Source organism: Mycobacterium sp. NGS34, from assembly GCF_059812845.1.
Genome location: NZ_JCALDM010000003.1, coordinates 218,570 through 245,204, shown reverse-complemented (window position 1 = coordinate 245,204; position 26,635 = coordinate 218,570). Strand labels below are relative to the sequence as shown.

The 26,635-nt window shown below is 70.8% G+C and carries 28 protein-coding genes and 2 pseudogenes; 24 read left to right on the top strand and 6 right to left on the bottom strand.

All coding sequences use genetic code 11. From position 1 onward, the window contains the following. Position 1: 1 nt before the first annotated feature. Positions 2–613: a TetR/AcrR family transcriptional regulator gene (locus AC5Y7V_RS10125; RefSeq protein ID WP_499879906.1), complete on the top strand. Its 612-nt coding sequence runs from the start codon at positions 2–4 to the stop codon at positions 611–613. On the opposite strand, the gene AC5Y7V_RS10120 is transcribed toward AC5Y7V_RS10125, so the two are convergent. From AC5Y7V_RS10120 to AC5Y7V_RS10110, 3 genes are all read right to left on the bottom strand, one after another. Beyond that, positions 582–1,454, bottom strand: a complete 873-nt coding sequence (locus tag AC5Y7V_RS10120; protein WP_499879905.1) for a D-alanyl-D-alanine carboxypeptidase family protein — start codon at positions 1,452–1,454, stop codon at positions 582–584. The genes AC5Y7V_RS10125 and AC5Y7V_RS10120 overlap by 32 nt on opposite strands. Before the next feature lie 35 nt (positions 1,455–1,489). Next, complete coding sequence (locus AC5Y7V_RS10115) at positions 1,490–1,747, bottom strand: hypothetical protein (RefSeq protein WP_499879904.1); 258 nt, start codon at positions 1,745–1,747, stop codon at positions 1,490–1,492. Positions 1,748–1,895: 148 nt separating this feature from the next. Beyond that, complete coding sequence (locus AC5Y7V_RS10110) at positions 1,896–3,692, bottom strand: N-acyl-D-amino-acid deacylase family protein (RefSeq protein WP_499879903.1); 1,797 nt, start codon at positions 3,690–3,692, stop codon at positions 1,896–1,898. A gap of 100 nt (positions 3,693–3,792) precedes the next feature. Here AC5Y7V_RS10110 and AC5Y7V_RS10105 point away from each other — a divergent pair, with 100 nt between their 5' ends. The 6 genes from AC5Y7V_RS10105 to trmD all read left to right on the top strand — a co-directional run bounded on the left by AC5Y7V_RS10105 (position 3,793) and on the right by trmD (position 7,428). Further along, positions 3,793–4,824: an AraC family transcriptional regulator gene (locus tag AC5Y7V_RS10105; protein ID WP_499880166.1), complete on the top strand. Its 1,032-nt coding sequence runs from the start codon at positions 3,793–3,795 to the stop codon at positions 4,822–4,824. Beyond that, the gene (locus tag AC5Y7V_RS10100) at positions 4,818–5,237 is read left to right on the top strand and encodes a nuclear transport factor 2 family protein (RefSeq protein ID WP_499879902.1); all 420 of its coding nucleotides are present in this window, start codon (positions 4,818–4,820) and stop codon (positions 5,235–5,237) included. Before AC5Y7V_RS10105 ends, AC5Y7V_RS10100 begins: the two co-directional genes overlap by 7 nt. Positions 5,238–5,454: 217 nt before the next feature. Then, positions 5,455–5,967, top strand: a complete 513-nt coding sequence (rpsP, locus tag AC5Y7V_RS10095) for a 30S ribosomal protein S16 (protein WP_499879901.1) — start codon at positions 5,455–5,457, stop codon at positions 5,965–5,967. A 5-nt stretch (positions 5,968–5,972) separates the two neighbouring features. Beyond that, positions 5,973–6,215 carry an RNA-binding protein gene (locus AC5Y7V_RS10090; RefSeq protein WP_029114920.1) on the top strand — a complete coding sequence of 81 codons (243 nt, stop codon included), beginning with the start codon at positions 5,973–5,975 and terminating at the stop codon, positions 6,213–6,215. A gap of 11 nt (positions 6,216–6,226) precedes the next feature. Continuing rightward, positions 6,227–6,745: a ribosome maturation factor RimM gene (gene rimM / locus AC5Y7V_RS10085; protein WP_499879900.1), complete on the top strand. Its 519-nt coding sequence runs from the start codon at positions 6,227–6,229 to the stop codon at positions 6,743–6,745. Next, positions 6,742–7,428 carry a tRNA (guanosine(37)-N1)-methyltransferase TrmD gene (trmD, locus tag AC5Y7V_RS10080; protein WP_499879899.1) on the top strand — a complete coding sequence of 229 codons (687 nt, stop codon included), beginning with the start codon at positions 6,742–6,744 and terminating at the stop codon, positions 7,426–7,428. The genes rimM and trmD overlap by 4 nt, the downstream gene beginning before the upstream one ends. Before the next feature lie 16 nt (positions 7,429–7,444). Here trmD and AC5Y7V_RS10075 read toward each other — a convergent pair whose 3' ends face one another. Next, the gene (locus AC5Y7V_RS10075) at positions 7,445–8,401 is read right to left on the bottom strand and encodes a serine hydrolase (protein WP_499879898.1); all 957 of its coding nucleotides are present in this window, start codon (positions 8,399–8,401) and stop codon (positions 7,445–7,447) included. 310 nt (positions 8,402–8,711) lie between these two features. On the opposite strand from AC5Y7V_RS10075, the gene rplS reads away from it, so the two are divergent. The 4 genes and pseudogenes from rplS (at position 8,712) to AC5Y7V_RS10055 (ending at position 11,036) form a co-directional block, all read left to right on the top strand. Beyond that, the gene (gene rplS, locus AC5Y7V_RS10070; RefSeq protein ID WP_066930268.1) at positions 8,712–9,053 is read left to right on the top strand and encodes a 50S ribosomal protein L19; all 342 of its coding nucleotides are present in this window, start codon (positions 8,712–8,714) and stop codon (positions 9,051–9,053) included. Between the two features lie 48 nt (positions 9,054–9,101). Next, on the top strand, positions 9,102–9,959 hold the full coding sequence (lepB, locus tag AC5Y7V_RS10065) for a signal peptidase I (RefSeq protein ID WP_499879897.1): 858 nt from the start codon (positions 9,102–9,104) through the stop codon (positions 9,957–9,959). A 2-nt stretch (positions 9,960–9,961) separates the two neighbouring features. After that, positions 9,962–10,721 (top strand): annotated as a pseudogene (locus tag AC5Y7V_RS10060) (ribonuclease HII); the annotation flags it as partial. 9 nt (positions 10,722–10,730) lie between these two features. Continuing rightward, a complete protein-coding gene (locus AC5Y7V_RS10055; RefSeq protein WP_003875077.1) occupies positions 10,731–11,036 on the top strand; it encodes a DUF2469 domain-containing protein in 306 nt (101 codons plus the stop codon). 7 nt (positions 11,037–11,043) lie between these two features. Here AC5Y7V_RS10055 and AC5Y7V_RS10050 read toward each other — a convergent pair whose 3' ends face one another. Continuing rightward, positions 11,044–11,784, bottom strand: a complete 741-nt coding sequence (locus AC5Y7V_RS10050; protein ID WP_499879896.1) for a GAF and ANTAR domain-containing protein — start codon at positions 11,782–11,784, stop codon at positions 11,044–11,046. A 100-nt stretch (positions 11,785–11,884) separates the two neighbouring features. On the opposite strand from AC5Y7V_RS10050, the gene AC5Y7V_RS10045 reads away from it, so the two are divergent. The 9 genes from AC5Y7V_RS10045 (at position 11,885) to AC5Y7V_RS10005 (ending at position 20,002) form a co-directional block, all read left to right on the top strand. Beyond that, positions 11,885–12,865 carry an NAD-dependent epimerase/dehydratase family protein gene (locus AC5Y7V_RS10045; protein ID WP_499879895.1) on the top strand — a complete coding sequence of 327 codons (981 nt, stop codon included), beginning with the start codon at positions 11,885–11,887 and terminating at the stop codon, positions 12,863–12,865. Positions 12,866–12,869: 4 nt separating this feature from the next. Beyond that, positions 12,870–13,685, top strand: coding sequence for a formate dehydrogenase accessory sulfurtransferase FdhD (gene fdhD / locus AC5Y7V_RS10040; protein ID WP_499879894.1), 816 nt, complete (start codon positions 12,870–12,872; stop codon positions 13,683–13,685). A 4-nt stretch (positions 13,686–13,689) separates the two neighbouring features. Next, positions 13,690–13,863 carry a 5'-phosphate oxidase gene (locus AC5Y7V_RS10035; protein ID WP_499879893.1) on the top strand — a complete coding sequence of 58 codons (174 nt, stop codon included), beginning with the start codon at positions 13,690–13,692 and terminating at the stop codon, positions 13,861–13,863. A gap of 126 nt (positions 13,864–13,989) precedes the next feature. Beyond that, on the top strand, positions 13,990–14,367 hold the full coding sequence (locus AC5Y7V_RS10030) for a YraN family protein (RefSeq protein WP_499879892.1): 378 nt from the start codon (positions 13,990–13,992) through the stop codon (positions 14,365–14,367). Continuing rightward, positions 14,367–15,878, top strand: coding sequence for a YifB family Mg chelatase-like AAA ATPase (locus AC5Y7V_RS10025; RefSeq protein WP_499879891.1), 1,512 nt, complete (start codon positions 14,367–14,369; stop codon positions 15,876–15,878). The genes AC5Y7V_RS10030 and AC5Y7V_RS10025 overlap by 1 nt, the downstream gene beginning before the upstream one ends. Further along, positions 15,875–17,026 (top strand): DNA-processing protein DprA, encoded by a 1,152-nt coding sequence (gene dprA, locus AC5Y7V_RS10020; RefSeq protein WP_499879890.1) that lies wholly within the window; start codon positions 15,875–15,877, stop codon positions 17,024–17,026. The genes AC5Y7V_RS10025 and dprA overlap by 4 nt, the downstream gene beginning before the upstream one ends. A gap of 33 nt (positions 17,027–17,059) precedes the next feature. Then, positions 17,060–17,908 (top strand): siderophore-interacting protein, encoded by an 849-nt coding sequence (locus AC5Y7V_RS10015; protein ID WP_499879889.1) that lies wholly within the window; start codon positions 17,060–17,062, stop codon positions 17,906–17,908. A 7-nt stretch (positions 17,909–17,915) separates the two neighbouring features. Continuing rightward, positions 17,916–19,079: a lactate 2-monooxygenase gene (locus AC5Y7V_RS10010; protein WP_499879888.1), complete on the top strand. Its 1,164-nt coding sequence runs from the start codon at positions 17,916–17,918 to the stop codon at positions 19,077–19,079. Positions 19,080–19,111: 32 nt separating this feature from the next. Further along, the gene (locus AC5Y7V_RS10005) at positions 19,112–20,002 is read left to right on the top strand and encodes a tyrosine recombinase XerC (RefSeq protein ID WP_499879887.1); all 891 of its coding nucleotides are present in this window, start codon (positions 19,112–19,114) and stop codon (positions 20,000–20,002) included. Between the two features lie 14 nt (positions 20,003–20,016). On the opposite strand, the pseudogene AC5Y7V_RS10000 reads toward AC5Y7V_RS10005, so the two are convergent. After that, positions 20,017–20,460 (bottom strand): annotated as a pseudogene (locus tag AC5Y7V_RS10000) (M23 family metallopeptidase); the annotation flags it as partial. 270 nt (positions 20,461–20,730) lie between these two features. Between AC5Y7V_RS10000 and rpsB the strand changes: the two are divergent. The 4 genes from rpsB (at position 20,731) to AC5Y7V_RS09980 (ending at position 26,632) form a co-directional block, all read left to right on the top strand. Beyond that, complete coding sequence (rpsB, locus tag AC5Y7V_RS09995) at positions 20,731–21,564, top strand: 30S ribosomal protein S2 (RefSeq protein ID WP_499879886.1); 834 nt, start codon at positions 20,731–20,733, stop codon at positions 21,562–21,564. Positions 21,565–21,577: 13 nt separating this feature from the next. After that, on the top strand, positions 21,578–22,396 hold the full coding sequence (tsf, locus tag AC5Y7V_RS09990; RefSeq protein WP_499879885.1) for a translation elongation factor Ts: 819 nt from the start codon (positions 21,578–21,580) through the stop codon (positions 22,394–22,396). Positions 22,397–22,426: 30 nt separating this feature from the next. Then, positions 22,427–23,839 carry an amidase gene (locus AC5Y7V_RS09985; protein ID WP_499879884.1) on the top strand — a complete coding sequence of 471 codons (1,413 nt, stop codon included), beginning with the start codon at positions 22,427–22,429 and terminating at the stop codon, positions 23,837–23,839. A 147-nt stretch (positions 23,840–23,986) separates the two neighbouring features. After that, entirely contained in the window at positions 23,987–26,632 is a 2,646-nt protein-coding gene (locus tag AC5Y7V_RS09980; protein ID WP_499879883.1) for a PE family protein, read from the top strand. Positions 26,633–26,635: the final 3 nt, after the last annotated feature.

The following is a 26,635-nucleotide window of genomic DNA, read 5'->3' as shown; positions in this document are numbered from 1 at the left end:
GATGGCCAGGACTCAGCAGCAGCGCCGGGAGGAAACGGTCGGCCGGCTCCTCGGGGCGTGCATCGACACCATCATCGAGGTGGGCTACGCCCGCGCGTCGGCCGCGGTGATCACCAAGCGCGCGGGGGTCTCCGTCGGCGCCCTGTTCCGCCACTTCGAAACCATGGGCGATTTCATGGCGGCCACCGCGTCCGAGGTGTTGCGCCGTCAGCTGGAGTCGTTCACGAAGCGCGTCGCCGAAATTCCGCCCGACCGGCCGGCGCTCGAGGCCGCGCTGGCGATATTGCAGGACATCACCAGCGCCCCGACCAACGCCGTGGTGTACGAACTGCTGATCGCCGCGCGCACCGACGAAAAGCTCAGGGACACTTTGCAACACGAGCTCGGCCAGTACTCGGCGAAGATAGTCGATGCGGCGCGGGCGCTGCCCGGCGCCGAGGGCTTTCCGGCGGAGACGTTTCCGGTGGTCGTCGCGCTGATGACCAACGTGTTCGACGGTGCCGCCGTGGTGGAGGGGGTGCTGCCGCAGCCGGCGATCGCCCAGCGGCGGATCCCCGTGCTGACCGCGCTGCTGAACGCGGTTACAGCGAGCCCACCCCCGTCTCGGGATTGAGCGCGAAACCCCAGTCGAACAGGCTGCCGGCCTGATCCCAATACGTGGGTCCGCCCTGTTTCACCAGCCCGTACATCATCGCGATCACCAGCCGGCGCCCACCGCGGGCGGCGGCGCCGACGAAGGTCTTGCGCGCGGCGTCGGTGAAGCCCGTCTTGCCGCCGATGGCGCCGGGATAGCGCGCTAACAGCTCGTCCTGGTTGGTGATCGGTTCGTTCCCGTGGTCGCCGGGGAACATCGCCGACGGCTCGGCGGTGATCTGCGCGAACACCGGATTGGCCATGGCGGCCCGGAAAATGACGGCCAGGTCGTGCGCCGTCGACGCCCCGGAGCCGGCGGGGCCGTCCAGCCCGGACGGGGTCGACGCAAAGGTGCTCGTCGCCCCCAGGGACGCGGCCTTGGCGTTCATCTTGGCCACGGTGGCGTCGGGGCCGCCCATCAGGTGGGCCAGGGTGTTGGCCGCGTCGTTGCCCGAAACCAGCAGCAGCCCGTCCAGCAACTGGCGCGCGGTGTAGGTGCGGCCGGGCTTGATGCCGACGCAGTTGCACTCGACCTGGGTGTCGGCGACGTCGGCGACGACGGTGGAGTCCAGGCTCACCTGGTCCAGCGCCACCAGCGCCAACAGCACCTTGATGGTGCTCGCGGGCGGGTGGGCGACGTTCGCGTCACGGGCGGCCAGCACCTGACCGTTGTCCAGGTCGGCCACGATCCAGGTCTGCGCGGGCCCGTCCGGGATGGGCACCGAGCCGATCGGCTGCGTGCTGTCGGCCGAGGCCGTGTTCGCGCCGAAGCCGGCCGCGATCATCAGCAGGGCGGCGACTGCGGCCATGAGCTTCCGCATGGCCGCAGAGTTTAACTTCCGGGCTCGCTACCGGCCTAGTGCCACGGCATGTCGCGCCAGGAGTAGTTCGCCCCGTCGCCGATGTCGTGCACGCCGTAGTAGTCCCAGTAGTAGTCGTGGCAGATGTTGCCGTCCCACGGGACGGGCCGGCCCGCCGGGAGGACGTCGCCGGGGCACCAGTGCTGGCAGGATTTCCCGGCCGGGCACGGCGCGGCCTGGGCGGAGGGCGCGGCCAGCCCCGCGCCGCCCAACATCAACAGCGCCGTTGCTAAACCCGCGATTGTTGCTCTCATACCCAGGGGATTATTCCCCTCGGCGGCCGCTGGTGTCCTGCGAAAACGGGAAAATTGCCGCGCTTGGCTCATGTCGGGCTCCTTCGTTGCTGGCGGTCCTGCGGCCAGTGCACACCGCCCGCGTGGCTACCGATCCCAACCCGATGGGCTACACCGCGGCGGAAAGCGGCTCGGGCGTGGTCGTCGTGGTCGCGGGAATGGTGGTGTCGGCGCGCAAGAAACTGCCGGTGCGCCGCGTGCCGAGCACCTCGGTGGGCTGCCCGTTGAGGAACACCGCTTGGCCGCCGACGAGCACCGCGCTGACGGTGTCGTCGTTGCGGTTGACCATCCGCGACAGTCCGCCGTACTGCTCGACCTTCTCCTCGGCGTAGCCGTCCAGCGAGTCATCGAGGTGTTCGGGGTTGATGATCACCAGATCGGCGCGGTCGCCCATCCCCAGATGCCCGGCGTCGATCTGATACCAGTCGGCCAGCTCCCCGGTGAGCCGGTGCACCGCCTGCTCGATGGTCATGAACGGCGTGCCGGCCTTGTCGGCGTCGTGGACGTGGCGCAGCAGACGCAGCCCGAAGTTGTAGAAGGCCATGTTGCGCAGGTGTGCGCCGGCGTCGGAGAAGCCCAGCTGGATGCCCGGCTCGCGGGCCATCTTCTTGAGCACCTCTGGGCGGTGGTTGGAGATGGTGGTGTGCCAGCGCAGTGCGGTGCCGTGCTCGACGACCAGGTCGAGGAAAGCGTCGACGGGGTGCAGCCCGCCACGGTCAATTCCTACCTGCCCGAACGACTTTCCGATCACCGACGGATCGGGGCACTCGACGATCTCAGCGTCGAAGAAGTCCCGGTGCCACACCCGCAGCCCGTACTTGCTGTCGTAGTCCTTGCGGAACCGCCGGCGGTACTCCTCGTCGCGCAGCAGATCTTTGCGCTGCGCCACTTGCTCTTTCAGATGCATGGCGGCCGCGCCGGAGCCGAACTCCTCGAAGATCACCAGGTCGATGCCGTCGGCGTACACCTCGAACGGAACCGGCAGGTGCTGCCAGCGGAAGTCGCCACCCAGCCTGGTGACCAGGCGGGCCGCCGGGCCCATCATATGGATCAGCCACGGGTTGGCCTTGATGTCGGCGGCCGAGAGCAGGCTGGTCTTCAGCGGCTTGCGCACGACGCCCATCGACTGCGCCGCCTGGGAGACGATGTTGAGCGGGTTTTGAATGTCGGGACCGGCCTGCAAGACCCGCCCGCTGCGGCGCAGCATCGACTTGAGCCGACGCAGTTCCCGCGGCTTCGCGTAGGTGGACGGCAGGGTGCGCGAGCGGCAGGTGTCGCCGTCCAGTTTGTCGAAAAGCAGTTGCTGCGAGGACATTCCGACGAACCCGGCCTTTAGCGCCTCGCCGAGCAGCTGCTCCATCCGGGCCTGCTCGGTCCTCGTCGGGCGCACCTCCTTCCTCGTGGCGCGGTCCAGGCCCATGGTCGCGGCCCGCATGTCCGAATGCCCGATGAAGGCAGCGACATTGGGGCCCAGCGGACGCGCCTCGAGCGCGGCGATGTATTCCTCGCAGCTGCTCCAGGTCTTGTGTCGGTCGACGGTGGCGATGACGTGCTCACGCGGGATGGCCTCCACCCGGGCGAACAGGTCGCCGGCGTCCTGACCGTCGACGTGAATGGTCGATAGCGAACATGAACCCACCATCACCGTCGTCACGCCGTGCCGCAGCGACTCCGGCAGCGACGGGCCGTCAAGCACCTCGACGTCGTAATGCGTGTGGATGTCGACCATGCCGGGCAGCACCCACTTGCCTTCGGCGTCGATCACCTGCGGACAGCCCGCGTCGTCGAGCGGCTGCGCGCTGATGGCCGCGACGTGACCGTCACGGATCCCGATGTTGCGGATCGCCGACGGGGCGCCGGTGCCGTCGAACCACCGGCCGTTACGGATCACGGTGTCGAAGCTCATGGGTCGGTCCTTTCCTGGCCTTACTTCTCCGATCCCAGGATGCGGCCACGACAGCGGCGAAGTCTTGACATCTGCGGACGATTATTTGACATTTATTGACATATCGGTCGTGCGCGGAACGTCGCTGTCGGGTTATCCGAGCCTGGTCGCCGAGCTCGGCGGCGACCCGGTCGAGCTGCTGCGGGCCGCCGGCATCCGGCCCGAAGACGTGGGCGAGCACGAAGTCTTTCTGCCGTACCGCAACCTCATCGTGGCCGTCGAGACTGCGGCGACGGCAACCGCGACCCCCGATTTCGGGCGACGGTTGGCACTGCGGCAGGGCATCGAAATCCTCGGGCCAGTTGGCGTCGCCGCGCGCACCGCGGCCACCGTCGGCGACGCGTTCACGATTCTCGAAACTTTCATAGCGGCCTACAGCCCGGCCATCTCCGGGCGACTCACCCCGGGCGCCAACCCCGAACAATCGTTCTATGCCTTCGAGATTTTGATCGAGCGGCCGCCGCCGCACGCGCAGACCATCGAACTGTCCCTTGGGGTTTCGCTGGGGGTGATGCGGTTTCTGCTTGGCGCGCAGTATGCACCGTTGACGGTGCACCTTCCGCATCACCCGCTCACCGCGACGGCCGACTATCTGACTTACTTCGGCTGCCGACCGTGCTTCACACAACCGACAGCGGGCTTCACCCTGCGCACAGCCGATCTCGCGTGCTCGCTCAACCAGGACGCGCTCGCCCATCAAGCGGTCGTGCAGTACTTAGCCGGGGTCACCACACACCAACCCGGCATGACTGAATCGGTACGCCGAATGGTCCGCCAACTCCTGCCCACCGGCGCCGCCAGCCTCGAGCTGATCGCCGCCCAGTTCGATCTGCATCCCAGGGCACTGCACCGCCGCTTGTCCGCGGAGAAAACCAGCTTCGGGGCACTCATCGACGGCGTGCGCCGCGAAACCGCCGAACACTATCTGCGCGACACCGACATCACTCTGTCGCACCTCACGAGGGAGCTCGGCTATTCCGAGCAGAGCGTGCTGAGCCGGTCGTGCAGGCGCTGGTTCGGCTGCGGTCCCAGCAGTTATCGCAACGCGATGCGTTCGGCCCCGCAGGATCGTGTTCAATCAACGACATGCTGAGCCTGGAAGAGATCTCGGATCGCCTGGAAATCCAACAGCTGCTGGTGGACTACTCCACCGCCATCGACAACCGCCGATTCGATGACCTTGACAAGGTCTTCACGCCCGACGCGTACATCGACTACACCGCCCTCGGGGGCATCGAGGGCCACTATCCGGAGGTCAAGAAATGGCTGTCGGAGGTGCTGCCGAACTTCCCGGTGTACGCGCACATGCTCGGCAATTTCTCGGTGACCATCGACGGGGATAAGGCCTCATCGCGGGTGATCTGCTTCAACCCGATGGTGCTGGGCGGCGACAAGGACCAGATCCTGTTCTGCGGCCTGTGGTACGACGACGAGTTCGTGCGCACCCCCGAGGGCTGGCGGATGACGCGGCGGGTGGAGACCAAGATCTACCAGAAGGTGCAGTAGCTGCAGCCCGATGGCGGCGACCCGCAGCGCCCGGCTCCGCCGCGCTTGCGATCGCCGCGAATTTCCGGCACGCAGCCTCGTTCTGGCACAATGGGCGGCTGTCCGCCGCGCAACTACGGCTGCCCGGGGGTCACACACGCGAGGCAAAACCGGACCCCGGCATCCCGCCCGGGTCGCTGAATTGCAGCGTGACACACACAGGAGAAGTCGCTTAACCATGGCTGTGAAAATCAAGCTGACCCGGCTTGGCAAGATCCGCAATCCGCAGTACCGCATCGCCGTCGCCGACGCTCGGACCCGCCGCGACGGCCGCTCGATCGAGGTCATCGGCCGGTATCACCCCAAGGAAGACCCGAGCCTGATCGAGATCAACTCCGAGCGCGCCCAGTACTGGCTTTCGGTGGGCGCCCAGCCGACCGAGCCGGTCCTCAAGCTGTTGAAGATCACCGGCGACTGGCAGAAGTTCAAGGGCCTGCCCGGCGCCGAGGGCAGCCTGCAGGCCGCCGCGCCCAAGCCGTCCAAGCTGGAGCTGTTCAACGCCGCGCTGGCCGAGGCCGACGGCGCACCCACCACCGAGGCGGCCAAGCCGAAGAAGAAGGCCCCGGCCAAGAAGGCCGCCAAGGCGGCCGAGGCTCCCGAGGCCGCTGAAGAGGCGGCCGAGCCGGCCGCCGAAGCCGCCGCCGAGCCGGCCGCTGAAGCCGCGCCGGCCGACGCACCGACCGAAGGCTGACCGAGGTGAGCACCGTCGTCGTTGACGCAGTCGAGCACCTGGTCCGCGGGATCGTCGACAATCCCGACGACGTCCGGGTGGACATGGTCACCAACCGGCGTGGGCGCACCGTGGAGGTGCACGTCCATCCCGACGACCTGGGCAAGGTGATCGGTCGCGGCGGACGCACCGCGACCGCGTTGCGCACGCTGGTCGCCGGCATCGGCGGCCGCGGCATCCGCGTCGACGTGGTGGACACCGACCAGTAGCGGAGCGCTCCTTGGAGTTAACGGTCGGGCGCGTGGTCAAGGCGCACGGCATCGGCGGCGAGGTGGTCGTGGAAATCCGCACCGACGACCCCGCGGCGCGATTCGCTCCGGGTAATGCGTTGCGCGCCAAGAACTCCCGCAGCGGCGCGGAGCGCACCGTCGTCGTCGACCAAGTCCGCGAGCACGGTGGGCGGCTGTTGGTGCGATTGGCCGGGGTAAACGACCGCGACGCCGCCGACGCGCTGCGGGGCAGCCTGTTCGTCGTGGATTCCGGCGACCTGCCGCCGATCGACGAGCCCGACACCTACTACGACCACCAGCTCGAAGGCCTTGCTGTCCGCACGACGGCGGGGCTCGACGTCGGAGTGGTCGCCGAGGTGCTGCACACCGCGGCCGGGGAGCTGCTGGCGGTGCGCCGGGATTCCGGTGAGGTGCTGGTGCCGTTCGTCAGCGCGATCGTCACGTCGGTTTCGTTGGGCGACGGGCTGATCGAGATCGATCCGCCCGACGGGCTGTTGGATCTGGCATGAGGATCGACGTCGTCACAATCTTTCCCGCCTATCTGGATCCCCTGCGACAGTCGTTGCCGGGCAAGGCGATTGCGTCGGGACTGGTCGATCTGCACGTGCACGACCTGCGCCGGTGGACCTACGACGTGCACCACTCGGTGGACGACGCGCCGTACGGCGGCGGACCAGGGATGGTGATGAAGGCTCCGGTCTGGGGCGAAGCCCTGGACGAGACCTGTTCGGGTGAAACGCTTTTGGTGGTTCCCACGCCGGCCGGCAAGTTGTTCACGCAGGCGACCGCCCAGCGCTGGAGCGCCGAGCAGCACCTGGTGTTCGCGTGCGGGCGCTACGAGGGCATCGACCAGCGGGTCATCGAGGACGCCGCCCGACGGATGCGGGTCGAGGAGGTCTCGATCGGGGACTACGTGCTGCCCGGCGGGGAGTCGGCGGCCGTGGTGATGATCGAAGCAGTGCTGCGGCTGCTCGCCGGGGTGCTGGGCAATCCCGCTTCGCTGCAGGATGATTCGCACTCGCCCGCCCTGGACCGGCTGCTGGAGGGGCCCAGCTACACGCGCCCGCCGAGCTGGCGCGGGCTCGACGTCCCCGAGGTGCTGTTGTCGGGTGATCACGCGCGTATCGCGGCCTGGCGTCGCGAGGTTTCGCTTCAGCGCACCCGCGAGCGCCGCCCCGACCTGCTGGGCTGAGGGACTGGCGAGCCCGTCAGATCCGGCCGTTGGGAAATATCGTCTTGACGGCCTGGGTGATCGTCTGCCGCGCGGTGGCGTCGTCGGACGGCTGCAGCGACTGCACCACCATCACGTAGCGGTGGTCGGCGCCGATCACACCGGTCGACAGGTGCACCCAGTCGGCGCCGATGCAGCACATCCAGCCCTGCTTGACCGCCACCGGTTCGGCGAACAGGGCGTCGGGGATACCGAACCGCTGCGGGTAGCCGTCGAGGCCGGTCGGCGTGGACCGGGCCAAGTCGTTGACGATGACGGCGGCTCGCTCGGTCGGCAGCCCGCCCGAGCCGTCGAGCAGCGCGTCGTAGTAGTGGATCAGGTCGGTCAGCGAGCTCATGGTGTTCCACCAGCGCCCGTCGCTGGGCGGGGTGGTGGAGGACAGCCCGTACCGGCTCGCGACCTGGGTGATGATGTTGTCGCCGCCGCCCTGGCCCCAGAACTTTTCGGCCGCGCCGTCGTCGGACGACTGCAACATGACGTCCAGGGCCTGGCGGTCGTCGGGGGACAGGATGGTGCGGCCCTGGGACTCGGCCAGCAGCAGATCGTCGGCGATGAACAGCTTGGCCACCGACGCGGTGCCGATGATTTGGCTGTTGCCGTTGGAAACCAGCTCATGCGTCTTGCGGTCCAGCACGGCGACCGACACGGTGGCCCCGGCGCCGGCGGCCTGGTCGATGGCCTGCTGGATACGCGCCGGCAGGCCGCCGAACACCGTGCCGGACAGCGCCTGCGGCGGCCCGTGCATCGGCAGGGTGTCCAGCAGCAGCTGAACCGTCTCCGGCTGCGTCTGGGACAGCCGAACGGGCTCGGTGCGTTCGGGGTGGCCGGACGGCTTCGATTGGCTTTGCGGCTCCACCAACGCCTCATCGCACCCGGCCAGCACCAGCGTCACCGCCGCCACGGCGGCGAGCACGGCGAGCGGGCGGGTGCGCATGTGTCGGTCTCCTCGGTCTGCGCGGACGTTAAACGCGCACGTGGCGGGGCCGTTTCGGCCCGAATCATGTGTACCACTCACCGGCGCGTTCGGGGCGGTTCGAACCGCGACGTTTACATGTGATTTTCAATGCACGCGGCCCGTCTGGCACAATTGTTCAGTTGTCTCGAACCCGTCAGCGGGCCGGGCCGTTTCCCTGCGGCTGCGAGATACGCACTAAAAGCCCGAAAACCATCGGCTTGATGACCGCCCCACGCCCGCGTGTGGGCAGCCGTCGCAGGCCGCGACCGCAAGGAAGAGTGTTCGTACGATGAACCGGCTGGACTTCGTCGACCAGACGTCGCTGCGCGACGACATCCCGGCCTTTAGCCCGGGCGACACCATCAACGTGCACGTCAAGGTCATCGAGGGCGCCAAGGAGCGTATCCAGGTGTTCAAGGGCGTGGTGATCCGCCGCCAGGGTGGAGGCATCCGCGAGACGTTCACCGTGCGCAAGGAGAGCTACGGCGTCGGCGTCGAGCGGACCTTCCCGGTGCATTCGCCGAACATCGACCACATCGAGGTGGTGACCCGTGGCGACGTCCGCCGCGCCAAGCTCTACTACCTGCGTGAACTCCGCGGCAAGAAGGCCAAGATCAAGGAAAAGCGCTGACCGGGCGCGGTTTATCGGCCCACAAACCACGCTGGCTACGCTGATCTCGTGACCGATACCCCGGACTCACCCGAGCGCCAGCCCGACGCTGGTCAGCCAGAGCCGAAGGTCTCCACCGCCGACCCCGACGCGTCCTCCGAAGCCTCGCCCGAGGCGGCCGAGCCGGAGCCCAAGAAGAAGTCCACGCTGCGCGAGCTCGCGCTGCTCGCGGTGATCGCCGTGGTCCTCTACTACGTCATGCTGACGTTCGTCGCCCGCCCCTACCTGATTCCGTCGGAATCCATGGAGCCCACGCTGCACGGCTGCACGGGTTGTGTCGGCGACCGGATCATGGTCGACAAGCTGAGTTACCGGTTCGGTCAGCCGCACCCCGGCGACGTGATCGTCTTCAAGGGCCCCCCGTCGTGGAACGCCGGCTACAAGTCGATCCGGTCGAACAACACCGCGCTGCGCTGGGTGCAGAACGCGCTGTCGTTCATCGGTTTCGTGCCGCCCGACGAGAACGACCTGGTCAAGCGGGTCATCGCGGTGGGTGGGCAGACCGTGCAGTGCCGGGCCGAGACGGGGTTGACCGTCGACGGCAAGCCGCTCAAGGAGCCGTATCTGGACCCGAACACGATGATGGCCGACCCGTCGAAGTATCCCTGCCTGGGCACCGAGTTCGGGCCCGTCGCCGTCCCGGCGGGACGACTGTGGGTGATGGGGGACAACCGGACGCACTCGGCCGATTCGCGGGCCCACTGCACCAGCATCCCGACCGATGCCCTCAAGGGCATCCTGTGCACCGGCGACCCGAATTCGGGAACCGTGCCCGTCGCCAACGTCATCGGCAAGGCCCAGTTCATCGTGTGGCCGCCGTCGCGGTGGGGCGGCGTCAGGTCGGTGAACCCCCAGCAGAGTCAGTAGCCATGGCCACCACGTGGCCGCCGCGGACCGTAATCCGCAAATCGTCCGGACTGCGCACCCTGGAGTCGGCGCTGTATCGCAGCGGCCTGGGTCCGGTGGCCGGGGTGGACGAGGTGGGCCGCGGCGCCTGCGCCGGCCCGCTGGTGGTGGCGGCCTGCGTCCTCGGCCCGAGCCGACTGGAAAGCCTTGCCGCCCTTGATGACTCGAAGAAGCTCACCGAAAAGGTGCGGGAGAAGCTGTTCCCGTTGATCCGCCGTTATGCCCTGGCGTACCACGTCGTGTTCATCTCGTCGGAGGAGGTCGACCGGCGCGGGGTGCACGTGGCCAACATCGAGGGCATGCGGCGCGCGGTGGCCGGCCTGCCGGTGCGCCCGGGCTACGTGCTCAGCGACGGATTTCGCGTGCCCGGCCTGCCGATGCCGTCGCTGCCGGTGATCGGCGGGGACGCCGTCGCCGCGTGCATCGCCGCCGCGAGCGTGCTGGCCAAGGTCAGCCGCGACCGGCTGATGGTCGCGATGGACGCCGATCACCCCGGCTACGGCTTCGCCGACCACAAGGGCTACAGCACCCCGGCGCATTCGACGGCGCTGACCGAGCTCGGCCCCTGCGCCCAGCACCGCTATTCGTTCATCAACGTCCGGCGCGTGGCGACAGGATCCGGTGCCCGCGTGGTGGCGGAGTGCAAACCGGACCCTCCGGCCGAGCCCGGCGAAGACCGGTGAGGAAAGATGGGACCAGGTTCCCACGTCATGCAGAAGGACGTCTGAGCAGATGAGTGCAGAAGATCTCGAAAAGTACGAAACCGAGATGGAGCTCTCGCTGTACCGCGAATACAAGGACATCGTCGGCCAGTTCAGCTACGTCGTGGAAACCGAGCGCCGCTTCTACCTGGCCAACAGCGTGGAGATGACGCCGCGAAACGCCGACGGCGAGGTGTACTTCGAGCTCCGGCTGTCCGACGCGTGGGTCTGGGACATGTACCGGCCGGCCCGCTTCGTCAAGCAGGTGCGCGTGGTCACCTTCAAGGACGTCAACATCGAAGAGGTCGAGAAGCCCGAGTTGCGGCTGCCGGAGTAGCCCGCGGCTAAGTCGGTTCGCCGTTGACCGGCAATTGGCCGCGGTTCTCGATGACGGCGCGCGCCACGTCGGCGAGCTTGATGTTCAGCGCCTGGGAATGCCGGCGAAGTAGGTCGAACGCCTGGTCCTCGGTCATGTCGTGCAGCAGCATCAACATGCCGACCGCCTTGCCGGTCTCCCGATTGCTCATCAGCCCCCGCCGCAGACTCGCGGCGTCCTCGCCCTTGGCGACCGCGTTGATGGCAACGCTGGCGAACGACGCCAGCACCGCCGCCCGGCCGGCGGATTCGGCGTCGAACAGGTTGGGGGTGTCGCTGAACAGGTTCAGCGCGGCACCCTTGCGCTTGTCGACCAGGAGCCGAAAGCCCATGGCCCCGCGCACCGGCGTCTCCTCGACGAGGACCTTGGCGAGCTTGGGCCACAGCGACGGCGACGTCAGGTCGGTGTCAATCTGGGGAGTCTCCTCCTCAATCGCGTCGATGCACGGGCCGTCGCCGGACCGCCGTTCCAACTCGTCGATGTGCTGCGCCACCTGGTCGCTGGCGCCGACCGTGACGTAGCGGTCGCCTTCGCGCACCAGCAGGCTGGCGTGGTCACAGCCGCGCACGGTCAGGGTCGCGGCGATGCAGATGGCCGCGTACATCTGCTTGGCGTCCGAGCCCTGGTAGATGATCTCGGCCAGCGCGGCGAAGACCGTCGCCGGGTCGGCCTTCTCCCCGCCCGGTGTCGAATTCGATTCGTCTGCCACGCTTTGCCCCGTTCCCGCTCGCGATCCTTCGTCGAGAGTATCGGCATGCGACTTTCGCGAGCGCGGTTTGGTCGACGGTTCCGAAGGGAAGCTCACCCGGGTGGGACTGACAGTGGCGGTGACCGGGCCAACCGGGGAGATCGGCGTCTCGGCGGTGACGGCGCTCGAGCGCGAGCCCGCCGTGGAGAAGATCATCGGGATGGCGCGCCGCCCGTTCGACCCGGTGTCGTGTGGCTGGGTGAAAACCACCTACCAGCAGGGCGACATCACCGACCGGGAGGCCGTCGACGCGCTGGTGGCCGAGGCCGACGTGGTGGTCCACCTGGCGTTCATCATCATGGGTTCGCGCGACGAGAGCCAACGCATCAACCTGGAAGGCACCCGAAACGTGTTCGAGGCGACGGTCGCCGCGCAGCGGCCGCGCCGGCTGGTCTACACCTCGTCGGTGGCGGCCTACGGCTACCACTCCGACAACCCCGTTCCGCTGACCGAGGACGTGCCGACGCGCGGGACCGCCGAGCACTATTACTCGGCGCAGAAGGCCGCGTGCGAGGCGCTGCTCGCCGACATCACCAAGGGCTCGTCGCTCGAGGTGTTCGTCCTGCGGCCATGCATCGTCACCGGGCCCCGGGCGACGGCGTTGGCCGACGCGATGCCCTGGAACCAGCTGCCCGCACCGGTGCGCGCCGTCACCAAGGTGGCGCCGGTGCTGAAGCCCGTCGTGCCGGATCCGGGCATTCCGTTGCAGCTCGTCCACCACGACGACGTCGCCGAGGCGATCGCCCTGGCGGCGACGGCTCCCGCCCCGCCGGGCGCCTACAACCTCGCCGGTGACGGGGTGGTGACGGTGTCGGAGGTGGCCAAGGCGCTCGGTGGCCGGCCGGTGCGGGTGCCCGCGCTCGCCGCCTCGGCGGCCTCGGCGGCGATTTCCAAGGTGCCGTTCGTCCCGTCCATGCTGGAATGGCTGCACTCCGCGCGGACATCGGTGGTGATGGACACCACCAAGGCGCGGACCCAGCTGGGGTGGCGGCCGGTCCACTCGGCGGAGGAGACCCTCGCGGCGCTGGCCGAGGTAGTTTGAGTGCGTGGGTCAGGTAACGGCGCGCCGGCGCGCGCGGCATCTCACCGCCGACCGCGCCGTCACCCGGCCCGAAACGCTGGCCGTCGAGGAGCCGCTGGAGATCCGCGTCAACGGCGCCCCGGTCACGGTGACGATGCGCACGCCGGGATCCGATTTCGAACTGGCGCAAGGCTTTCTGCTCACCGAGGGGGTCATCGGCGGGCGCGACGACGTGCGGACCATCCGCTACTGCGGCGCGGGCGTTGAGCCGAACACCTACAACGTCCTGGACGTCACGCTGGCGCCCGGTGTCGCGCCGCCGGACCTCGACGTCACCCGCAACTTCTACACCACGTCGTCGTGCGGGGTCTGCGGCAAGGCGTCGCTGGACGCGGTGCGGTTGATCGGGCGCTTCTCGCCCGGCTCGGATCCGGCGACCGTCTCCGCGGCCACGCTGAAGGCGATGCCGGGCCAACTGCGCTCCGCGCAAAAGGTTTTCGACAGCACCGGCGGGCTGCACGCCGCGGCGCTGTTCGGCGTCGACGGCGTGCCGCTGGTGGTGCGCGAGGACATCGGCCGGCACAACGCGGTCGACAAAGTCGTCGGCTGGGCGCTGGAACACGGCCGCATCCCGCTGCAGGGGTGCGTGCTGCTGGTCAGCGGGCGGGCATCGTTCGAGTTGACGCAAAAGGCCGTGCTGGCGGGCATTCCCGTGCTGGCCGCGGTGTCGGCGCCGTCGTCGCTGGCGGTGTCGCTGGCCGAGGAGTCCGGCGTCACGCTGGTGGCATTCCTGCGGGAGGACTCGATGAACGTCTACACCCGGGCCGATCGGATCGGGTAGGGCCATGTCGCGGTTCAAGACCGAAATGGCGACCTGTCCGGCCTGCCGGCGCGAGGCCGAAGCCACTGTCGAGTACACCTACGACAGCGACGGCAACGTCACCGGCAGGCGGGTGCGCGACGTGCACTGCCGGTCCGCCGACTGCCCGGGCAACGACGTGCCGCCGCATTGGAGCTAGCTTTCCGCGTCAGCCGGCTTTCGCGGCTGTGGATGGACGCCTGACTGGGGATAACCCGCTGCCGCACCGAGCTCCAGGCCGCCGACGAGACCGCGGGTGTCAGCGCCGCCGGGCACCGTGGCCCCCATGACGACCGAACAGAGCATGACCCGGGTGCAGCTGGGCGCGATGGGCGAGGCGCTCGCGGTGGATCACCTGACGCGGATGGGGTTGCGGATCCTGGCCCGCAACTGGCGCTGCCGCTACGGCGAGCTGGACGTGATCGCCACCGACGACGCCACCCGCACCGCGGTGTTCGTCGAGGTGAAGACCCGCACCGGGGACGGTTATGGCGGGCTGGCGTACGCGGTGACCCCGCGCAAGGTGTCCCGGCTGCGCCGGTTGGCCGGGCTTTGGCTGGCCGGCCAGGACGAGCGCTGGGCGGCGCTGCGGCTCGACGTGATCGGCGTGCGGGTGGGGCGTAAGCGCACCCCGGAGATCACCCACCTGCAGGGAATCGGCTGATGGCGCTGGGGCGGGCGTTCTCGGTCGCGGTCCGCGGATTGGACGGCGCCACGGTGGAAATCGAGGCCTTCATCACCAACGGCCTGCCGGGTGTGCACCTGGTCGGGCTGCCCGACGCCGCCCTGCAGGAGTCGCGCGACCGGGTCCGGGCGGCCGTCACCAACTGCGGAAACGACTGGCCCCAGGCCCGGCTCACGCTGGCACTGTCGCCGGCGACACTGCCGAAGATGGGGTCCGTCTACGACATCGCGCTTGCGGCCGCGGTGCTTTCGGCGCAGCGCAAGCAGCCGTGGGAGCGCCTGGAGAAGACGGTGCTGCTGGGTGAGCTGTCGCTCGACGGCCGGGTGCGGCCCGTGCGCGGGGTGCTGCCCGCTGTGCTGGCCGCCAAACGCGACGGCTGGCCGGCCGTCGTCGTCCCGTCCGACAACCTGGCCGAGGCCAGCCTGATCGACGGGATCGAGGTCTGGGGCGTGCGCACGCTGCGGCAACTGCAGGGCTGGCTCGGCGGCTCGGGCGGCCTGGACCGCCGGATCAGCGGGGGAGTCACCGAGCCGGAGCCGGCGGCCGACCTGGCCGACGTGGTCGGGCAGGCGCAGGCGCGGTTCGCGGTGGAGGTCGCGGCCGCCGGGGCGCACCACCTCATGCTGACAGGGCCCCCGGGGATCGGCAAAACGATGCTGGCGCAACGCCTTCCGGGGCTGCTGCCGCCGCTGTCGGAGGACGAGTCGCTGGAGGTCACCGCGATTCACTCGGTGGTCGGGCTGCTGTCGGCGGACACGCCGCTGATCACCCGGCCCCCGTTCGTGGCGCCGCACCACAGCTCGACCGTCGCCGCGCTCGTCGGCGGGGGATCGGGGATGGCCCGCCCGGGCGCCGTCAGCCGGGCGCACCGCGGGGTGTTGTTTTTGGACGAATGCGCCGAGATCAGCGTCAGCGCGCTGGAAGCGCTGCGAACGCCGTTGGAGGACGGGGAGATTCGCCTTGCCCGGCGCGACGGGGTGGCGTGTTACCCCGCCCGCTTCCAGCTGGTGCTGGCCGCCAACCCGTGCCCGTGCGCGCCGGCCGATCCGCGGGACTGCGTCTGCGCGGCCGCGGCGAAACGCCGCTACCTGGGCAAGCTGTCCGGGCCGTTGATGGACCGCGTCGACCTGCGGGTGCAGATGAATCCGGTGCGCGCCGGGGCGATCTCGGTCACCGACGGCGAAACGACCGCCCAGGTTCGCCGGCGGGTGGCGGCGGCGCGCGACGCGGCCGCCGAGCGTTGGCGGCCACACGGATTCCGCACCAACGCCGAGGTCAGCGGGACCCTGCTGCGGCGGAAGTTCCGTCCCAGCAACGCCGCGATGGACCCGCTGCGCAGGGCGCTGGACCGCGGGCTGCTCAGCATCCGCGGCCTGGACCGCACGCTGCGGGTCGCCTGGAGCCTGGCCGACCTGGCCGGCCGGCCCATGCCGGGCGTCGAGGAGGTCGCCACCGCGCTCAGCTTCCGGCAGGCGGGGGTGCGGCGATGACCGATCACGTGTCGCGGGCGTGGGCTTACCTGTCCCGGGTGGCCGAACCGCCCTGCTCGCCGCTCGCCGAACTGGTGCGACGCGTCGGCCCGGTCGAGGCCGCCGACCGGGTCCGGCGCGGATCGGTCGACGCCGAGCTGGCAGGCCACACCGAGGCGAGGCGCGAGATAGACTGCGCCGCAGCTGATCTCGATCTCATCGCCGGCCGCGGCGGCCGGTTGATCACACCCGACTGCGACGAGTGGCCGCTGCTCGCGTTCGCCGCCTTCGGTAATGCCGAGGTCAGGGCCCGCGGCGGCCCGCCGATGGTGTTGTGGGCGATCGGTCCCGCGCGTCTCGACGAGGTGGCCCAACGCGCGGCGGCCGTGGTCGGGACCCGCGCGTCGACGATGTACGGCGAGCAGGTCGCCGACGACCTGGCGGCCGGGCTGGTCGAGCGCGACGTGGCGGTGGTCTCCGGCGGCGCCTACGGCATCGACGGCGCGGCGCACCGCGCGGCACTGAACGGCGACGGAATCACCGTGGCCGCGCTGGCCGGCGGGCTCGACATCCCCTATCCGGCGGGCAATTCCGGGCTATTGCACCGCATCGGCCAGCGCGGGCTGTTGTTCAGCGAATACCCGCCGGGTGTGCGCCCGGCCCGGCACCGGTTCCTCACCCGCAACCGCCTGGTCGCCGCGGTGTCGGGTGCCGCGGTGGTGGTCGAAGCCGGCCTGCGCAGCGGCGCGGCGAACACCGCGGCCTGGGCGCGGGCGCTGGGCCGGGTGGTGGCCGCGGTGCCCGGGCCCGTGACCTCGTCGGCGTCGGCGGGTTGTCACGCGCTGTTGCGCAACGGCGCCCAGTTGGTCACCCGCGCCGACGACGTCGTCGAGCTCGTCGGCCGCATCGGTGAGCTGGCGCTCGAAGAACCCCACCCCAGCACGGCGCTCGACGGGCTGGCCGACGCCGAGCGCCGGGTGTACGAGGCGTTGCCCGGTCGCGGCGCTGCAACGGTCGACGAGATCGCCGTCGCGTCGGCGCTGCCGCCCGAACAGGTACTCGGGCCGCTCGCGATGCTCGAGATGGCCGGTTTGGCGCGCCGCGACGACGGGCGGTGGCGAATCGTCCGCGCCGGCGCGGCCCGGGCCGCCACGGCGCGGCTCGTATAGTCGACGGGGGGTCGGGCCCCGACAGGAGGACAAGTGGCAGGTCGACCTCTACAAAGCTTCGAAGTAGCTCGCACCGAGCAGCTCACCCGGCACATGGTTCGGGTCGTGCTGGGCAGCAATCACTTCGACACGTTCGCGCCCAGCAAGTTCACCGACTCGTACGTCAAGCTGGCCTTCGTTCCCGAGGACGTCGACATGGCGGCGTTGCCGCGGCCGCTGACCCTGGACAGCTTCGCCGACCTGCCACCGGAGAAAAAGCCGTCGGTGCGGACCATGACCGTGCGCGACGTCGACGTGGCCGCCGGCGAGCTCACCATCGACATCGTCGTGCACGGCGAGCACGGCGTCGCGGGCGCCTGGGCGGCGTCGGCCCAACCCGGCCAGCCGATCTATCTGATGGGACCCGGCGGCGCCTACACCCCCGACCCGGCGGCCGACTGGCACCTGCTGGCCGGCGACGAGTCGGCGCTTCCGGCCATCGCCACGGCCCTGGAAGCCTTGCCCCCCAACGCCGTTGGCAAGGCGTTCATCGAGGTCGCCGCCCAGGAAGACGAGATCCCGCTGACGGCGCCGGACAGCGTCGAGGTGAGCTGGGTCTACCGCGGCGGGCGCGCCGACCTGGTGCCCGAGGACCGCGCCGGTGACTTCGCGCCGCTGATCGAGGCGGTCACCACCGCCCAGTGGCTGCCCGGGCAGGTGCACGTGTTCATCCACGGCGAGGCGCAGGCCGTGATGCACAACCTGCGGCCCTACGTCCGCAAGGAGCGCGGCGTGGACGCGAAGTGGGCGTCGTCGATCTCGGGGTACTGGCGGCGCGGCCGCACCGAGGAAACCTTCCGGCAGTGGAAGAAGGAGCTGGCCGAGGCCGAGGCGGGGGCTTAGGACGGGCATGGCGCATTTCGGGGACTACCAGAACGAGATCTACCTGCAGGGGCTGGCCGGCATCGTCCCGCCGCTGCCGATGGCGTTCGCGGAGCTGGAAGCCAAGGCGGCCACCGCCCTGCCGCCGTCGGTGTGGTCCTACGTCGCGGGCGGGGCCGGCGACGAGCGCACCCAGCGGGCCAACTGCACGGCCTTCGAAGGCTGGGGCCTGATCCCGCGCATGTTCGTCGGCGCCGCGAAGCGGGACCTGTCCGTCGACCTGTTCGGCATGACGCTGCCGTCGCCGCTGTTCATGGCGCCGATCGGCGTCATCGGCCTGTGCGCCCAGGACGGCCACGGCGACCTGGCCACCGCCCGCGCCGCCGCCCGGACCGGCGTCCCGATGGTGGCCTCCACGCTGACCGTCGACCCGATGGAAGACGTCGCCGCCGCCCTCGGCGACACGCCCGGCTTCTTCCAGCTCTACACACCGACCGACCGCGACCTGGCCGCCAGCCTGGTGAACCGCGCCGAGGCCGCCGGTTTCAAGGGCATCGTCGTCACCCTCGACACCTGGGTTACGGGGTGGCGTCCGCGCGACCTGAGCACCTCGAACTTCCCCCAGCTGCGCGGGCACTGCCTGGCCAACTACACCAGCGACCCGGTGTTCCGCGCCGGCCTGCCGCGGCCGCCGGAGGAGGACGCGCAGGGCGCGGTGCTGCGTTGGATACAGCTGTTCGGAAACGCGCTGACCTGGGACGACCTGCCCTGGCTGCGCTCGCTGACCGACCTGCCGCTGCTGGTCAAGGGCATCTGCCACCCCGACGACGCCCGGCGCGCCCGGGACGGCGGCGTCGACGGCATCTACTGCTCCAACCACGGCGGCCGGCAGGCCAACGGCGGCCTGCCCGCGATCGACTGCCTGCCCGGCGTGGTCGAGGCGGCCGGCGGGCTGCCCGTGCTCTTCGACTCCGGCATCCGCAGCGGCGCCGACATCATCAAGGCCCTCGCGCTGGGCGCCACCGCGGTGGGGATCGGCCGCCCGTACGCCTACGGCCTGGCCCTCGGCGGCGTCGACGGCCTCGTGCACGTGCTGCGCACCATGCTGGCCGAGGCCGACCTGATCATGGCCGTCGACGGTTATCCGACGCTCAAAGATCTCACCCCGGAAACGCTTCGGCGCGTCAGCTGAGCCGAACCGACCCCGCCTGCGACCGTAAGGGCGTGGAGGCCGTCCTCGAGGAGTTCGACGAGTACCTGGCGCTGCAGTGCGGGCGCTCGGCGCACACCCGCCGCGCGTACCTGGGCGACCTGCGCTCGCTGTTCGCATTCATCGACGGCCGGGGTCTCGAGGCGTTGAGCCTGCCGGTGCTGCGGGCGTGGCTGGCCTCGGGCGCCGGGGCCGGCGCGGCCCGCACCACGCTGGCCCGTCGCACCTCGTCGGTCAAGGCGTTCACCGCGTGGGCGGCGCGGCGCGGGCTGCTCACCGCGGACCCGGGCGCGCGCCTGCAGGTGCCCAAGGCGCACCGGACCCTGCCGTCGGTGCTGCGCCAGGATCAGGCGCTGCAGGCCATGGCGGCCGCGAAATCCGGTGCCCAACAAGGGGACCCGCTGGCGTTGCGGGACCGGCTGATCGTCGAGATGCTGTACGCCACCGGGATCCGGGTCAGCGAGCTGTGCGGCCTGGACGTCGACGACGTGCACGCCGGCGATCGGCTGGTTCGCGTCCTCGGCAAGGGAAACAAAGAGCGCACCGTGCCGTTCGGGGCGCCGGCCGCCGATGCGCTGCAGGCGTGGCTGGCCAACGGGCGCCCGGCCCTGGCGACCGCGGAGTCCGGGCCGGCGCTGCTGCTGGGCGCGCGCGGCCGGCGGCTCGACGTGCGCCAGGCGCGCACCGTCGTGCACCAGACCGTCGCTGCGGTGGACGGCGCCCCCGACATGGGGCCGCACGGGTTGCGCCACAGCGCGGCCACCCACCTGCTCGAAGGCGGGGCCGACCTGCGCGTCGTCCAGGAGCTGCTGGGCCATTCGAGCCTGGCGACCACGCAGCTCTACACCCATGTCGCGGTGTCCCGGCTGCGGGCGGTGCACGACCAGGCCCACCCACGCGCCTGAGGGGCTCACCCGCCCAGCGGCTTCAGCCGGATCGGCGTGGACTTCAACAGCCCCAGCGGGTCCACATACTGCGCGCGCGACGCCGGGCCCCACATCGCGCCCCAGTGCAGGCACGCGGCGCCCCGGCAGCCGGCGTGCCCGGCCACCAGCGAGCCGATCACCGTCTCGGCCGTCACCGCCTGACCCACCCGCACGGCCGCCCGCACCGGCTCGTAGCTGGTGCGCAGGCCGCCGGGATGGGCCAGCGACACCACCGGGCGGCCGGCCAGCTCCCCGGCGAACACCACGGTCGCCGCGCCGGCGGCGTACACCGGCTGACCTGAACTCCCGGGCAGGTCCACGCCGCGGTGACCGGGATGCCAGTCGGGCGAGGGCGCGTCGAATCCCCGGGCGACCGCCGGGGGCGGCCGCAGCGGCCAATCCAGTCGCATGTCGTCGGCGACCGCCGGCACCGCGCTGACCAGCCCCAGCATCAGCACCACCGCCATCCACCGCACCGGATCAGTTCAGCGCCGCGGCGCCGATCCGGCCAGCCAGCGCTGTGGACAAAGCACCTGGCGAAACGGTGTAAACTCCTTTCCGCGGTCCGTGTAAACGGGCTGACTTCGCGTGTCTGCACAACAACCGGATGCCGAGCGGTCCCGAGTAAGGGTTCGACATCTCAGCAGGCGCCAGGGCCCGGCCTCACCCGATGCCGGGCGACAACCGACAACAAAGGAATGGCGGCAATGGCTGTCGTAACCATGAAGCAGCTGCTCGACAGCGGCACCCACTTCGGGCATCAGACCCGTCGCTGGAATCCCAAGATGAAGCGGTTCATCTTCACCGACCGCAACGGCATCTACATCATCGACCTGCAGCAGACGCTGACCTACATCGACAAGGCGTACGAGTTCGTCAAGGAGACCGTCGCCCACGGCGGCAGCGTCATGTTCGTCGGCACCAAGAAGCAGGCCCAGGAGTCCGTCGCGTCGGAAGCCCTCCGGGTCGGGATGCCGTACGTGAATCAGCGCTGGCTGGGCGGCATGCTCACCAACTTCTCCACCGTGCACAAGCGCCTGCAGCGCCTCAAGGAACTCGAGGCAATGGAGCAGACCGGTGGCTTCGAGGGTCGCACCAAAAAAGAAATCCTGATGCTGACCCGGGAGAAGAACAAGCTGGAGCGCAGCCTCGGCGGCATCCGCGACATGAACAAGGTGCCGTCGGCGATCTGGGTCGTCGACACCAACAAGGAGCACATCGCCGTCGGCGAGGCCCGCAAGCTGGGCATCCCCGTCATCGCGATCCTGGACACCAACTGCGACCCCGACGAGGTCGACTACCCGATCCCGGGCAACGACGACGCGATCCGCTCGGCCGCGCTGCTGACCAAGGTGATCGCCTCCGCGGTCGCCGAGGGCCTGCAGGCCCGCGCCGGCGTGGGCCGCGGCGACGGCAAGCCCGAGGCGGAGTCCGCCGAGCCGCTCGCCGAATGGGAGCAGGAGCTGCTGGCCTCCGCGACGACGACGGCCACCGCCCCCGCCGACGCGGGCGCAACCGAATCAACAGCAGACCCCTCTTAAGGAAGGCTGACCATTGGCGAATTTCACCGCTGCCGACGTCAAGCGGCTTCGGGAGCTGACCGGCGCCGGCATGTTGGACTGCAAGAACGCGCTGGCCGAAACTGACGGCGACTTCGACAAGGCCGTCGAGGCGCTGCGGATCAAGGGCGCCAAGGACGTCGGCAAGCGCGCCGAGCGGGCGACGGCCGAGGGCCTGGTCGCGGCCAAGGGCGGGGCGCTGATCGAGCTCAACTCCGAGACCGACTTCGTCGCCAAGAACGCCGAGTTCCAGAAGCTCGCCGACGAGATCGTCGCCGCTGCGGCCGAATCCAAGGCCGCCGACGTCGATGCCCTGAAGGCGGCCAGCACCGGCGACACGACGGTCGAGCAGGCCATCGCCGACCTGTCGGCCAAGATCGGCGAGAAGCTCGAGCTGCGTCGCGTGGCGTTCTTCGACGGCACCGTCGAGACCTACCTGCACAAGCGCGCGGCGGACCTGCCGCCCGCGGTCGGCGTGCTGGTGGAGTACAGCGGGGCGAACGGCCAGGAGGCAGCGCACGCCGTCGCGCTGCAGATCGCGGCGCTCAAGGCGCGCTACCTGTCCCGCGACGACGTGCCCGAGGACGTCGTGGCCAGCGAACGGCGCATCGCCGAGGAGACCGCCAAGGCCGAGGGCAAGCCCGAGCAGGCGCTGCCCAAGATCGTCGAGGGCCGGCTCAACGGCTTCTTCAAGGACACGGTGCTGCTCGAGCAGCCGTCGGTGTCCGACAACAAGAAGACCGTCAAGGCCCTGCTCGACGAGGCCGGCGTCACGGTGACGCGGTTCGTTCGCTTCGAGGTGGGCCAGGCCTAGCCGCAAAGCGCGAGCGGCTAGCGTCGTGTCATGCGACGCGTGCACGCTTTCGGCGACGATGCCCTCGGTGATCTCGATGCGGTCGGCCTGGCCGACGCCCTAAGGGCCGGCTCGGTCAGCAGAGCCGAGGTCATCGAGGCCGCCATCGCCCGCACCGAGGCCGTCGACCCGGCCCTCAACGGCCTGGCGTACGCGGCGTTCGACCAGGCGCGCGCCGCCGCGTCGGCCGCCCCGCCGGACGGCTTCTCGCGGTTTTTTGAAGGCGTGCCGACGTTCATCAAGGACAACATCGACATCGCCGGTCAGCCGACGATGCACGGCACGGACGCGTGGCGGCCGTGGAACGCCACGACTGACAGCGAGTTCACCCGGGTGTTTTTGGACACCGGGCTGCTGCCCGTCGGCAAGACGCAGTTGTCGGAGTTCGGGTTCAGCGCGTCCGCCGAACACCCCCGCCTGGGTCCGGTCCGCAACCCGTGGGACACCGACTACAGCGCGGGCGCCTCGTCGTCGGGGTCCGGCGCGTTCGTCGCCGCGGGGGTGGTGCCGATCGCGCACGCCAACGACGGTGGCGGCTCGATCCGCATCCCGGCGGCCTGCAACGGGCTGGTCGGGCTGAAACCGTCGCGCGGCCGGTTGCCGCTGGACCCGCACCTGCGCCGGATGCCGGTGGGCGTCGTCGCCAACGGCGTGGTGACGCGGTCGGTGCGCGACACCGCGGCGTTCTACCGCGAGGCCGAGCGCGCCTGGCGCAACCACAAGCTTGCGCCGGTCGGCGACGTCACCGGGCCCGGCCGGCAGCGGCTGCGGATCGCCGTGCTGACCCGATCGGTGCAACGGGAGAGCAGCCCGCAGGTGCGGGAGCTGACGCTCAAGTCGGCCGCGCTCCTCGAGGAGCTGGGCCACCGCGTCGAGCACATCGACGAGCCGCCGGTGGCGGCCAGCTTCGTCGACGACTTCGTGCTGTATTGGGGTTTCCTGGCGCTGGCGCAGGTCCGCGGCGGCCCGCGGATGTTCGGCAAGACGTTCGACCGCGCGCGGCTGGACAGCCTGACCCTGGGCCTGGAGCGGCACTGCACCCGCAACCTGCACCGGCTGCCGCTGGCGATCATGCGGCTGCGCCGGGCCCGGCGGCGCACCGCGCGGTTCTTCGGCACCCACGACGCGGTGCTCACGCCCACCCTCGCCGACGAGACGCCCCGCATCGGGCACCTGGCACCCACCGACTACCACCAGGTCATCGAGCGGCTGATCGACTGGGTCTCGTTCACCCCGCTGCAGAACGTCACCGGCGAGCCCGCGATCTCGCTGCCGATGGCGCAGTCCGCCGACGGCCTGCCGGTGGGCATGATGCTCTCGGCCGACCTCGGCCAGGAGTCGCTGCTGCTGGAGCTGGCCTACGAGCTCGAAGAGGCCCGGCCGTGGGCCCGCATCCAGGCGTGAAAATGCGCAAATGCGTTACGAATAAAAGAATTTCGGCGCAAATTCGACATTAATTAACGCGTCCGACTATATATTAGTCAGGCTCACTTTCCCGTGGGCGCATCGATTGGCAGTAGCCAGGTGAGTTTAAGGGTTAAGGAGTAGCCCGTGCCTTTTGTCATCGCAGCGCCGGAGTTTGTGACCGCGGCGGCCGCAGATCTGCAGAATCTGGGCTCGGCGCTCAGCGCGGCCCACGCCGCCGCGGCGCCGGCGACGACCGGCGTGGCCGCGGCGGCCGCCGACGAGATATCGGCCGAGATCACGGCGATCTTCAACGCGTTTGCCCAGGATTACCAGGCGCTCCTAACCCAGGCCACCGCGTTCAACGCGCAGTTCGCGACCCTGTTGAACACCGGCGCGGCGAGCTACCTCGGCACCGAGATCGCCAACGCCGGCCAGACCCTGGCGAACCTGGGTCTGCCCCCGCTGCCGACGCCGCAGGGTGTCCTCCAGGCGATCAACGCGCCGTTCCTGCAATACACCGGGCGCCCGCTGATCGGCAACGGCGCCAACGGGGCCCCGGGGACCGGGGCGGCCGGCGGGGCGGGCGGGTGGCTGATCGGTGCCGGCGGGGCTGGCGGGTCGGGCGCCGCGGGCCAAAACGGCGGCGCCGGTGGGGCCGCCGGGCTGTTCGGCAGCGGCGGCGCCGGCGGGGCCGGCGGGTCCATCGCCGGCGCCACCACCGTCGGTGCCGGCGGGGCCGGAGGCGCAGGCGGACTCTTGTTTGGTCCCGGCGGAACCGGCGGGGTCGGCGGGGCAGGCAACGGCGCCAACGCGGGCGGGACCGGGGGTGTCGGCGGGGCCGGCGGGCTGTTCGGCGCCGGCGGCAACGGCGGGGCCGGGGGCTTTGGCAGCCAAACCGGTGGGACCGGTGGGGCCGGCGGGGCCGGCGGTCTGCTCGGCGGGCTCCTCGATGCCCGCGGCGGCAACGGCGGCGCCGGCGGAATAGCCATCGCCGGTACCGGTGGCGCGGGCGGCGTCGGTGGGTCTGGCGGGGCGTTGCTGGGTAGCGGCGGGGCCGGCGGCCAGGGCGGCGGCGCTACCGGTACCAGCGCCACGGGCGGCGTCGGCGGGCACGGCGGCAATGCCGGGCTGTTGCTGGGCAACGGGGGCTCCGGCGGGACGGGTGGGACCGGCGGCTTTGCCGGCGGTAGCGGCGGCGTGGGGGGCAACGGCGCGATGCTGCTCGGAAACGCGGGAGCCGGCGGCGTGGGCGGGAACGGCGCAGTCAGTGCCGGTGGTGCGGGTGGCGCCGGGGGCAGCGCCGGCCTTGTCGGCGACGGCGGAATAGGCGGTGCGGGCGGGACCGGAGTTACCGGCGGCGGTGTGGGCGGGAACGGCGGCCAAGCCGGCCTGTTGCTCGGCATCGGCGGTGCCGGCGGCGAAGGGGGGAACGGCGCGCTGGTGGCGGCCGGCGGTGCGGGCGGGGCCGGCGGAAACGCCGTCCTGCTCGGCAACGGCGGCAACGGCGGCAACGGCGGCCTCGGCCTGACGACCGGTGCCACCGGTGCCGGCGGCGGCAGCGGGCTGGTGTTCGGGGCGGACGGATTCAACGCACCGGTCAACACTGCGCTCCCGCACGTGGTGGAGCAGTGGGTGCTCGGCGCGGTCAACGCCCCCACCGATCTGCTCTTCGGGCGCCCGCTGATCGGCAACGGCGCCAACGCGCCCGCCGGCAGCGGATTGGGCGGCGCCCCGGGCGGGTTCCTATTCGGCGACGGCGGACTGGGCGGGTCGGGCGCGACCGGTCTGACCGGCGGAGCGGGCGGACAAAGCGGGCTGATCGGCACCGGCGGCGCGGGAGGCGCTGGCGGATACGCAACCACCGGCACGGCCGGGGCGGGGGGTGCCGGCGGGGCCGGCGGGCTGTTGTGGGGCAACGGCGGGGGTGGTGGCAGCGCCGGCAGCGCGCTGGTTACCGGCGCCACTAGCGGGGCCGGCGGGACCGGCGGAGCCGGGGGGCTGTTCGGCGCCGGCGGTGACGGCGGGGCCGGCGGAATGGGCAAGGCCGGCACCTCCGGGGCCGGCGGGACCGGCGGGACCGGCGGTCTGTTGGGCGGGCTGTTCGGCGCCGGCGGGGGCCACGGCGGCGCCGGCGGGAGCGCCGCGACCACCGCCGCGGCCGGTGGCGCGGGCGGAGCGGGCGGCGCCGGCGGTCTGGTGGCCGGAGCCGGTGGCGCCGGCGGGGCGGGCGGGTCGGGAGGGATCGGGGCCGTGTCCGGTACTGCTGGCGCCGGTGGGCACGGCGGCAACGCCGGCCTGCTGTTCGGCGGCGGCGGTTCGGGAGGCGCCGGCGGGGCCGGACCGAATCTGGGCACCGGAGCTAATGGCGGGGGCGGCGGCAACGCCGGCGCGTTCTTCTCCGGCGCCGGGGTCGGCGGTGACGGCGGATCCGGCAGGTTCGGCGGGGCCGGCGGGAACGGCGGGAACGCGGGCCTGATCGGCTTCGGTGGAACCGGTGGGTTCGGCGGGGAGGGTTATGCCGCCACCAGCACCGGGGGTAGCGGCGGGAATGGCGGCCAAGCCGGCCAGTGGTTGGGCGACGGCGGTGCCGGGGGTGCCGGCGGCAATGCCGCCGTGCTCACCACCACCGGGGGAACCGCCGGCAACGGCGGTGCCGGTGGCGGCGGTGTGGGCGTCGGCGACGGCGGCAATGGCGGCAACGCCGGGATCGCCCACACCACCACCGGCAGCGCCGGACTAGGGGGGCCGTCCGGAATCTTCGGCGAAAACGGTCAGGACGGACTGACGTAGCGC

Bases quoted from the DNA above. Each gene is read 5' to 3' on its own strand.
- AC5Y7V_RS10125 (WP_499879906.1), top strand. From the start codon at position 2: ATGGCCAGGACTCAGCAGCAGCGCCGGGAGGAAACGGTCGGCCGGCTC.
- AC5Y7V_RS10120 (WP_499879905.1), bottom strand. From the start codon at position 1,454: ATGCGGAAGCTCATGGCCGCAGTCGCCGCCCTGCTGATGATCGCGGCC.
- AC5Y7V_RS10115 (WP_499879904.1), bottom strand. From the start codon at position 1,747: ATGAGAGCAACAATCGCGGGTTTAGCAACGGCGCTGTTGATGTTGGGC.
- AC5Y7V_RS10110 (WP_499879903.1), bottom strand. From the start codon at position 3,692: ATGAGCTTCGACACCGTGATCCGTAACGGCCGGTGGTTCGACGGCACC.
- AC5Y7V_RS10100 (WP_499879902.1), top strand. From the start codon at position 4,818: ATGCTGAGCCTGGAAGAGATCTCGGATCGCCTGGAAATCCAACAGCTG.
- rpsP (WP_499879901.1), top strand. From the start codon at position 5,455: ATGGCTGTGAAAATCAAGCTGACCCGGCTTGGCAAGATCCGCAATCCG.
- trmD (WP_499879899.1), top strand. From the start codon at position 6,742: ATGAGGATCGACGTCGTCACAATCTTTCCCGCCTATCTGGATCCCCTG.
- AC5Y7V_RS10075 (WP_499879898.1), bottom strand. From the start codon at position 8,401: ATGCGCACCCGCCCGCTCGCCGTGCTCGCCGCCGTGGCGGCGGTGACG.
- rplS (WP_066930268.1), top strand. From the start codon at position 8,712: ATGAACCGGCTGGACTTCGTCGACCAGACGTCGCTGCGCGACGACATC.
- AC5Y7V_RS10055 (WP_003875077.1), top strand. From the start codon at position 10,731: ATGAGTGCAGAAGATCTCGAAAAGTACGAAACCGAGATGGAGCTCTCG.
- AC5Y7V_RS10035 (WP_499879893.1), top strand. From the start codon at position 13,690: ATGTCGCGGTTCAAGACCGAAATGGCGACCTGTCCGGCCTGCCGGCGC.
- AC5Y7V_RS10030 (WP_499879892.1), top strand. From the start codon at position 13,990: ATGACGACCGAACAGAGCATGACCCGGGTGCAGCTGGGCGCGATGGGC.
- AC5Y7V_RS10025 (WP_499879891.1), top strand. From the start codon at position 14,367: ATGGCGCTGGGGCGGGCGTTCTCGGTCGCGGTCCGCGGATTGGACGGC.
- dprA (WP_499879890.1), top strand. From the start codon at position 15,875: ATGACCGATCACGTGTCGCGGGCGTGGGCTTACCTGTCCCGGGTGGCC.
- AC5Y7V_RS10010 (WP_499879888.1), top strand. From the start codon at position 17,916: ATGGCGCATTTCGGGGACTACCAGAACGAGATCTACCTGCAGGGGCTG.
- rpsB (WP_499879886.1), top strand. From the start codon at position 20,731: ATGGCTGTCGTAACCATGAAGCAGCTGCTCGACAGCGGCACCCACTTC.
- AC5Y7V_RS09985 (WP_499879884.1), top strand. From the start codon at position 22,427: ATGCGACGCGTGCACGCTTTCGGCGACGATGCCCTCGGTGATCTCGAT.